Source organism: Exiguobacterium sp. UBA3491 (genome assembly GCF_002377745.1).
Taxonomy (GTDB): domain Bacteria; phylum Bacillota; class Bacilli; order Exiguobacteriales; family Exiguobacteriaceae; genus Exiguobacterium_A.
Window position 1 is genome coordinate 42,313 of record NZ_DFQK01000020.1, and the last position, 9,575, is coordinate 51,887.

At 46.6% G+C, this 9,575-nt stretch carries 9 protein-coding genes; 2 read left to right on the plus strand and 7 right to left on the minus strand.

Translation table 11 applies throughout. The features are described 5' to 3' along the window. Positions 1 to 143 (minus strand): SDR family NAD(P)-dependent oxidoreductase (locus B4F99_RS06790; protein ID WP_290756190.1); only part of this gene is annotated, 143 nt, incomplete at its 3' end. A 60-nt stretch (positions 144 to 203) separates the two neighbouring features. Beyond that, a complete protein-coding gene (locus tag B4F99_RS06795; RefSeq protein WP_290756177.1) occupies positions 204 to 470 on the minus strand; it encodes a DUF5327 family protein in 267 nt (88 codons plus the stop codon). A 57-nt stretch (positions 471 to 527) separates the two neighbouring features. Here B4F99_RS06795 and B4F99_RS06800 point away from each other — a divergent pair, with 57 nt between their 5' ends. Next, complete coding sequence (locus tag B4F99_RS06800; RefSeq protein WP_290756179.1) at positions 528 to 1,496, plus strand: Gfo/Idh/MocA family oxidoreductase; 969 nt, start codon at positions 528 to 530, stop codon at positions 1,494 to 1,496. 33 nt (positions 1,497 to 1,529) lie between these two features. After that, entirely contained in the window at positions 1,530 to 3,191 is a 1,662-nt protein-coding gene (locus tag B4F99_RS06805; RefSeq protein ID WP_035411477.1) for a glycerol-3-phosphate dehydrogenase/oxidase, read from the plus strand. A gap of 47 nt (positions 3,192 to 3,238) precedes the next feature. Here B4F99_RS06805 and B4F99_RS06810 read toward each other — a convergent pair whose 3' ends face one another. The 5 genes from B4F99_RS06810 to B4F99_RS06830 all read right to left on the minus strand — a co-directional run bounded on the left by B4F99_RS06810 (position 3,239) and on the right by B4F99_RS06830 (position 9,284). Next, positions 3,239 to 4,675, minus strand: a complete 1,437-nt coding sequence (locus B4F99_RS06810; RefSeq protein WP_290756182.1) for an amino acid permease — start codon at positions 4,673 to 4,675, stop codon at positions 3,239 to 3,241. A gap of 225 nt (positions 4,676 to 4,900) precedes the next feature. Next, complete coding sequence (locus tag B4F99_RS06815; protein ID WP_214856268.1) at positions 4,901 to 6,196, minus strand: DUF2252 domain-containing protein; 1,296 nt, start codon at positions 6,194 to 6,196, stop codon at positions 4,901 to 4,903. 67 nt (positions 6,197 to 6,263) lie between these two features. After that, positions 6,264 to 7,211: a peptide-methionine (S)-S-oxide reductase MsrA gene (msrA, locus tag B4F99_RS06820; RefSeq protein WP_290756184.1), complete on the minus strand. Its 948-nt coding sequence runs from the start codon at positions 7,209 to 7,211 to the stop codon at positions 6,264 to 6,266. A gap of 69 nt (positions 7,212 to 7,280) precedes the next feature. After that, on the minus strand, positions 7,281 to 7,463 hold the full coding sequence (locus B4F99_RS06825) for a hypothetical protein (protein ID WP_035399267.1): 183 nt from the start codon (positions 7,461 to 7,463) through the stop codon (positions 7,281 to 7,283). Between the two features lie 60 nt (positions 7,464 to 7,523). Continuing rightward, positions 7,524 to 9,284, minus strand: coding sequence for a solute:sodium symporter family transporter (locus B4F99_RS06830; protein ID WP_290756186.1), 1,761 nt, complete (start codon positions 9,282 to 9,284; stop codon positions 7,524 to 7,526). Positions 9,285 to 9,575 lie beyond the last annotated feature (291 nt).

Consider the following 9,575-nt stretch of genomic DNA (forward strand, 5'->3'; position numbering starts at 1 on the left):
TCTTCTTTTAGTTCCGTGATGACGGCTGCAAGCGTTTCTTGTGTCCGCGCCGCACAAACGACTTGAAACCCTTCTTGCCCAAATCGTTTACTGATTTCATATCCGTTTCCCGGTCCTGCTCCAATAACGATGACTGTTTTCATGACGTATCTCCCTTTCTCATTTTAACTGTGATGGTTATTCCCTGAATTGCGTCATTTCATTCAAAAATCGAGCAATGAAGTGCCTTTTTCTTCTTTTTCCTGCGAAACACCCATGAAACGCGCTAACATCGGATCGACTGCTGGGGTTGCCTGAGGCGTTGACGTAGGTAGCGATACAGTCGAACTCGACGTCGAATCGGATTCGAGCAGTAGTTCACAATAAGCCTTCATCGCTGCAATCTGTTCTTTTTGCGCAGCTCCTGTTGTTTGGTCAATACGTTGCATCGCTTGGCGCATCTTTTCGATGATGTGTTGCTCGGTAATCATCTTGTATTCCTCCTTATGGTAGATTGAGGGTATGAACTTGAAAAGGATGTGTTTTCTATGATTCGTACCGCATTAGTTGGTTTTGGTCTTGCCGGTGAACATTTGCATGCGCCTTATTTACACGCACCTGATTATCAGTTGGTCGCTGTTCAGTCGAGTCGCCCGGAGGCGGTCGCTGCGTACGATGCGACGCTCCCTGTCTATCCGACACTTGAAGCATTACTTGAAGCGGAACAAATCGATTTAGTCGTCATCGCGACGGCAAATGATCTGCATTATCCACTCGCGCGTCTCGCCTTGCTCTCGGGCTGTGATGTACTTGTCGAGAAACCGTTCACCGTCACGCTCGAAGAAGCCGAAACGTTGACAGAACTAGCACGGACACACGGTCGGTTACTGACAGTTTATCATAATCGGCGGTACACGAAGGACTTTCGGACGTTGATGACCTTATTGAAATCTGGACGACTCGGTACGCTCCAGACGTTCGAAGCGCATTATGACCGTTACCGTCCCGATGTGCAGGAGCGTTGGCGCGAACAGGACGTTCCTGGTGCCGGACTATTGTACGACCTTGGTTCACACTTGATCGATCAAGCACTCATCGCTTTCGATGAAATTCCAGACCGTGTCTTTTGTGATCAAACGATTCAACGACAAGATGGGATCGTTGATGACTACACACATCTAATTTTAGCCTTTGGCACGCGACGCGCTATTTTGCATATCGGTTCCATCGTTCCAGCTGTTGGTCCCTCCCTGATGGTGCACGGAACACAGGCGAGTTACTTCGTTGATGAAGTCGATACAAAACGGACGACCTATCAATTGGCTGAAGCAAATGGACCTCTGCAAGACTTCCCTTTTGTTTCCAGTCATTTTGGGGATTATTATACGGATCTCGCTCCAGCCATCCGTAAGCGAACCACACCACCTGTCTCTGCGAAACAGGCTGAACTCGTCATGAAAATCATTGATCGTGCTCAAAAGAGTGCAAAAGTGGGTACATGGATAGAAGTAGACTAACTATTCATTTCAGACGAACAGGGGGAAGACAAGATGTTTTCAAGTACGGAACGGACAGCATGGTTAGAAGAGATGGGACAAGAACTTCTAGACGTTCTCGTCATCGGGGGCGGTATCACGGGAGCTGGTATTCTGCTTGACGCACAAAGTCGCGGTATGCGAACAGGCTTGATTGAAATGCAGGACTTCGCCGAAGGGACATCGAGCCGATCGACGAAACTTGTCCATGGTGGATTGCGTTATCTGAAGCAATTCGAGATTAAACTCGTCGCCGAAGTCGGGAAAGAACGTGCCATCGTGTATGAGAACGCACCGCATGTGACGACACCGGAGTGGATGATGCTTCCACTTGTCGAAGGTGGTACATTCGGTAGCTTCTCGACCTCGATCGGCTTACGTGTCTATGATCAACTCGCTGGTGTCAAACGCCATGAACGTCGGACGATGCTTAGCAAAGAAGAAACATTACGTTACGAACCACTGTTACGCTCAGAGCATTTAGTCGGCGGTGGTCGGTATGTCGAATATAAAACGGATGATGCTCGACTGACGGTCGAAGTCTTAAAAGCAGCCATCGGTTACGGCGGACGTGCCGTCAATTATACGAAAGCGGAATCGCTTGTCTACCACAACGGAAAAGTCGTTGGCGTCGAAGTCCGTGACGTCTTAAGTGGTAAAACGTATACGATTCGGGCGAAGAAGATCATTAATGCGACGGGTCCTTGGGTCGATGAACTGCGCGAAAAAGACGGTTCGAAATCTGGAAAGTCTTTACACCTGACAAAAGGGATTCATCTCGTCATCGATCAAGTACATTTCCCGTTGCAACAAGCCGTTTACTTCGATGTTCCAGACGGTCGGATGATCTTTGCGATTCCACGTGAAGGGAAAACGTATGTCGGAACAACGGATACGAACTATAAAGGAGATATTCTTGAGCCTGGTGTCACCGTCGAGGATCAGGACTACATCCTAGAGGCAACGAATCAAATGTTCAACGTCGAGTTACGACCTGAGCATGTCGAATCAACGTGGTCTGGACTACGTCCACTCATTCATGAAGATGGAAAAGATCCAAGTGAACTGTCCCGAAAAGACGAAATCTTCGTTTCGAAATCCGGTCTGATGTCAATCGCCGGTGGTAAGTTGACTGGGTACCGGAAAATGGCGGAACGAATCATCGATATGGTCGCGGAGCAATTCAAGACAGAAGAAAATCGAATTTATCTTGCTTCCCGTACGCACGATATCTTGCTTGGTGGTGGTCATCCACAAGGAAGTAAAGGATTCGCGCGTTACATGAAGGAACAACAACCAAAAGGCGAAGCACTTGGGTTGTCACCGAATGAGACGACATGGCTCATCCAGCGCTACGGTACGAATGTCGAACGTGTCTTCGAATTGATTCGGACACGCGGTGACGAAGCCGCTCGTTATCAATTACCGTTACACTGGTTCGGTGCCCTTCTGTATGGTCTAGAAGCAGAGCTCGTCATGCAACCCGGTGACTTCTTGAACCGTCGTGCTTCAGCCGTCTTCTTTGATTTCCCACATGCTGAACAATACGCAGACGGTGTTCTTGCCCTGATGCGTAGCGAACTCGGCTGGTCTGCAGAAGATGAAGCGAAAGCCAATGAAAGCATTCGTCGTGAATTTGATGCGGTTCGCGTCAAAGGTCCTGTTCCACTTTCCTAACACAAGAAGACCCGATCGCCTGAAGGCGACTGGGTCTTTTGATGTGTTTACTCTTCTTCTTTTGAAGCAGCAAGTTCCGCTGCCGGCATGTTTCCTGGGTGTAGATTCGAATGCTTACGCGCAAACGTAAAGTAAAGCACTAAACCGATTGCAAGCCAGATTCCGAAAGCAATCCATGTCTCGAGTTTCAAGTTGAACATCAAGAAGAGACATGCAGCGATTGCTGCGATTGGCACATATGGCATACCCGGACATTTGAATGCACGTGGGAGATCCGGCTGTGTCTTACGAAGAATCAAGACAGCGACAGAGATCAAGACGAATGCTGCGAGTGTACCCATGTTGACGAGGTTCGCGATGACATCGAGTGGAACGAATCCAGCGACGAGTGAACTACCAAGTCCGATCATCCAAGTCGCCTTGAATGGTGTTTGGTATTTCGGATGCACTTCGGAGAATACTTTAGGGAACATCCCGTCACGCGAGATCGCAAACGCGAGACGCACCATTCCGTATGTCATGACGAGAATAACCGTTGTGATCCCGAGAATCGCACCGAGATCGATGAAACCAGCGACCCAGTTTTGACCTGCCATTTGAATCGCAAGTGAGACCGGGTGATCGATACCAGCGAATTGTTTGTAAGGGACGATCCCTGTCATGATGGCTGCGACGATGACGTAAAGAATTGTACAGACAGCAAGTGAACCGATGATACCACGTGGTAAGTTCTTTTGTGGATCACGGACTTCTTCCGCCGCTGATGTAACAGCATCAAAACCGATGTACGCGAAGAAGACGATCGCAGCACCCGAGAAGACGCCTCCCCAACCAAATGGAGTGAATGGTGTCCAGTTTGATGGTTCAACGTAGCCGACACCGACGACGATGAACAACACGACGACTGCTAATTTGATGACGACCATGATGTTGTTGACACGTTTCGTTTCCTTGATTCCTATCGACAACAATGCCGTAATGGCAAAGAGGATCAGGAAGGCTGGAAGGTTGAAGTATGTCTTGGCTCCTTCTACTGCTCCTGGAGCTGCTGAGAGAGCTGTCGGCACATGGATATTAAATCCTGCGAGTAAAGACTGGAAGTAACCTGACCAACCGGCTGCTACGGCACTGGAGGCGAGTCCATATTCGAGAATCAAGTTCCAACCGATGATCCAAGCGAAGACCTCTCCCATCGTTGCATACGTATACGTATAGACGGATCCACTGACCGGAATCGTTGATGCAAATTCAGCGTAAGCAAGAGCAGCTAGACCACAGGCGATGGCAGATAGAATGAATGATACGATAAGTCCTGGCCCTGCAGTCAACGCTCCTGTTCCCGTCAAAACGAAGATTCCGGTACCGATGATGGCGCCAATTCCTAAAAACGTTAAATCCATCGCGCCAAGATTTCGAGCAAGTCCACTGTTGCGTTTACTTGCAGCAATCATAGCGGAAACATCTTTTTTCCGCGTCAAACTCATGATGTACTTCCCCCTATATCCGTTGTGATTTGTCTTACGAAGCGAGTCGTTCGTAAGAACTTAATCAAAAATTTACGAAGTTTTCAGATAAATTGATATAGGTCATTATACCTATTTGTTTTTTGCGTGACGCTTTCATCTGTTAAAGAATAAAAATCACTTCAAAAATATCGGTATGTAACATCTGTTACATACCGATATTTCTCTCCTTTTTCAGTCCACGTTTTAAGTCGTTTTCCACGTCTTCGTCCATTCTAAAAACACTTGGTAATCCAGCTTTGTTCGCATGACATAAGCTTCTGACCAACGCTCGATCTGCTCCAAAAAAGCAGTGTCTGAGACACCGATAGCTTGAATGATTTCAACATCCGCATGATGGGTTAATATTTTTTCTTGAATTCCCGCATCTTGATCTGCCCGCGCATGGATTTTCGCGGTAATTTGACCTTGAATACATAACACGTTCTCAAGGTCTTCCTGACTTTTTATATGCTTCGCCTTTAGTTTTTTCTTGTACGGTGAGCGCTCGCGTACATAATATTCCTTTTTTTCAATCGTCAGATAACCAAGATATGGATCTTCATGTGCCTGCATCGCCTTTTGCGACGTGATGACCCGTCTCCCTTGATGAACGGTTTCTGCTTCTGGACGATAAACGGGCAGGAATAACGAAGGGACAGACGTTTGCGCTTGTTTCATCTCAAGAATCAAATCTTCTTCTCCCCCTTCGCCCTCAATCAAGATGTAATAGCGCTCGAGACCAATAGATGCTGTTCCGCTGTCTAATTTACGAACGATATCCTTGATCGTATAGAACGATTCCTCACGGCGATCCTCGGTGTCGATCGTCTCGATGTAGGAAGGCCAGGCAGATTCAATTGCTGCTCGTGTCGCGTCATCTACTGCTTCCATATCCGGGAGTGTACAAAATCGTCTCACGCCATCTACCAGTTCTGTTCGCTCCCCCATTAATTCTTCACGTTTTTTTTCTGCTTTCTTGATTAACTTCTTGATTGGTCCTTTTGTATTATCCCGCGTAAAGCAGACATCACTCGGATCTTTTCCAAGAGCGTACTTTTTTAAATCGTGTAAGTATTCGAGAACATAATTGCGAATCGCAGGAGTCGGATCATATCCTGCCTCTTCGGCGAACAAGCGGACGGAGACCGCCATGCGAATCAAATCATATAAATACGACCCTAAGTATCCTTCATCAAAATCATTGACGTCGTAGATGATTTCTCCTTTTGCATTGCCATGAACACCGAAGTTCTCAAAGTGGAGATCGCCCTGAATCCACGTTGGTTTATCACGAGGTGTATCAAAACCAAGGGGGATTCGCGTCACGTCATAATAAAACAGGTGCGAACTCCCGCGGAAAAAGCGAAACGGACTCAAACTCATCTTGTCGTACTTTTCCTGACGTGCCTGCTCATCGAGCTGACGGATTTCATGATCGTAGAAATCAAGTACCTTTGCAATCGTCATTTGTCGAATCTCTTCATACACGGACTGAAACATCTGATCCTCTCCCTTCCATTTGAAAAAAGAGCAGTCAAAACGAAATCGTTTGACTGCTCCCTACATGTTACTCGAAATGTTTTTTATATTCCCCGTATCCTGCCGAATCAAGCTCTTCTACCGGAATAAATCGTAACGCTGCTGAGTTGATACAATAGCGTAGACCACCAAGCTCTGTCGGACCATCATCGAAGATATGACCGAGGTGACTATCCGCATTCGCAGAGCGCACTTCCGTCCGCGTCATCCCATGACTCGTGTCGAGTTCGACTTCCATCTTGTCTTCTGAGATCGGTTTAGCGAAGCTCGGCCAACCACAGTTTGACTGGAATTTATCTTTTGATGTGAAGAGTGGTGTACCATCGACGATATCGACATAAAGACCTGGACGTTCCTCATCCCAGTATTCGTTACGAAAAGCAGGTTCCGTCCCGTTCTCTTGTGTGACTTTATACTGAATCGGTGTCAGGCGCTCTTTTAATTCTTTTTCCTTACCGTGATCCTTCCACGCTTCCTTGATGAATTTCGCGCGACCGGAGCCGACACTATACATCTGATAACGGAACGGATTCTTTTTATAATAATCTTGGTGATATTCTTCAGCTGGCCAAAACGGCTTTTCTGGACGAATCTCTACCGCGACTGGTCGCGAGAAGCGTCCTGATGCGTCAAGCGCAGCTTTCGAACGTTCAGCTGCTTCACGCTGTGCTTCATCGACATAAAAGATAGCCGGTTGGTACGATTCGCCACGGTCATTGAATTGACCTCCGCCATCTGTCGGATCGATTTGACGCCAGAAGATATCGAGTAATTCTTCGTACGTAATGACGGACGGATCGTACGTGACTTCAACCGCCTCCAAGTGACCTGTCGTTTCCGAACAGACCTCTTTATAAGTTGGGTTCTCTGTATGACCACCGGTATATCCTGAAATGACCTGCTCTACCCCATCATATTTATGGAATGGCTTGACCATGCACCAGAAACAACCACCTGCAAATATTGCTTTTGCCATCTATCTTCCCCTCCTCTGTATGTCTTTATTTTACCGCGTTCAGAGAATGGACTCGACTTTCCTGCTCATTCAATCCTCCGGGTTCGCTTTTAGACGACGCATGACGAAGTAAATCGCCGCAAAGACAAGAAGAAGTCCTCCAAGCGAATACCAGATGTTATTCAAGCGATAGATCATTTGATATAAGGCAAGCGTCACAAGCAATAATGCGATCGGTAAGAAGGCACGCTTAAAGTGGTACCAGTAATTCACAAAGATCGCCTCCTGTTTTTCTTTCATCTTACCCGATATGTCATGCCTTCTGCGAGAGGATTATTCAGCTTGACGGTACTCTTCTTCGAGATAGATCCGGTACTTCGTTTCCCAAGCATTTAGCGACACACGCCATAATACAATCGTTGCGATGGCAAGTCCTAACGTAACCGGCCAGAACCACATCGACACGATACCTGCTGTCGAAGCCAGTCCGATCTTTGAGAACAAAACGTACGTCCAAATGATGGATGTACATAATAGGATCGAGACTGGAATCGCGAACTTCCATGGAATGAGCTCGACAGACTGTCGTCGATTGACCTTTTTTGACTGGACTGCTGGGTAACGATACCCCATGAATACCATGAATAACACTTCTATCACGAGTAAAATACCGTACCCATGAATATAGCTAATGCCATGATCCCAGCCGAACAGTTGTTTAAAACCGAAGACGAATAAGTAATACGCGAACACGTGAAAGACGATGACGATTTTCGCTGCAATCGCCGGAATTCGTTTCATGAAAATCCCCATTAATACGATGACGAGAATCGGAATGTTAAAAAATCCTGTAAATTGCCGGATTAAACTCCATAAGCCGTCTGGCGCGTACATCAAGAATGGTGCGATGACGAAAGAAATCAAGGCAACGATCGTTCCGAACCATTTACTGACACGAATCAAATGTTCATCACTCGCCTCTTTCGCAAACACCGGCTGATAGATATCGAGGACGAAAAGTGTCGCAATACTATTTAGCAACGAGTTAAAGGAACTGAAGACGGCTCCGAGTAAGACAGCTAAGAAAAATCCCATCAGCGAGACCGGCAGTAACTCCGTAATGAGTTGAGGATATGATAAATCACCGCTTGTTAGTGTGTTCCCATACAAGTGATAGGCAATGATCCCAGGAATCAGCATGAAGATTGGAACTAATAACTTTAAGAATCCTGTCATGAGGACGCCCTTCTGTCCTTCCTTCAAATCTTTTGCCCCGAGCACACGTTGAATGACATATTGATTGAGTGACCAATAAAATAAGTTCGCAAATAGGATACCCGTGAAAATCGAGAAGAACGGAACGGCATCGGTTGAGCTTCCGATTGCGTTCAGCTTCTCCGGTTGCACAGTCGCAATCGTCTTCATCCCTTGAAGTAAATTCCCATCACCCAGTGTGATAAAGCCGAGTACCGGAACTAAGAATCCGACGAAGACGAGCCCAATCCCGTTCAAGGTATCCGAGACAGCCACCGCACGTAGTCCTCCAAAAATCGCATAAATTGCTCCGATGATCCCGACGACCCAGACGACTAACCAAAGAGATTGCGTATAACTAAGACCAAATAGTTCCGGAACATCGAATAGCTGCAAGACAGCAATCCCACCCGAATAAAGCATCGAAGGAATCGTGACGCACATATATCCGAGTAAAAAGAGTAAGACTGTCATCCGGCGAACCGTCTCATCATACCGGTGACTTAAGTATTCCGGTAACGTCGAGATACCAAGCCCGAGAAACTTCGGGAGTAGATAAATCGCCATGATGATGGCAGCAAATCCCGCCGTGACTTCCCACGCCATACTCGACATGTTTCCCATGAAAGATTGTCCATTTAGTCCAATCAACTGTTCTGCCGACAAATTCGTCAGCAGTAGCGAACCGGCAATGAACACACCGCTTAATCCTCGCCCCGCTAAGAAGTATTCATCGATGCCTTGTGTTTTCCCACGCGTCAATCGGTAGGATATGTAGGCAACGAGCAACATGAAAAACGCTGCAGAACCTAATGTGAAAAATAATTCAGATGTAGTCATGCGTCTCCCCCTATTCTTTATTCAGATTTCTATTTTTGAATACTTATTCATTGATTCCTTATTTATACTTTTTCAAAACTATATTTTAGAGAACGTTTTCATTTAAGGGAATAAAAAACCACCTTCATTTATTTATAGAAGGTGGTTCCGATTGCAGAAAATGGACTGACTCAAAAATGACTCGTCTTCACGCCCTTTCCTCAGGCGAGACACAAGCCAGTTTTCTTGCTTCATTCAAGCAGGAAAGCGGGTCTTGTTCGTCTCTGACAGCGCATAATGCACTTTTTCCTG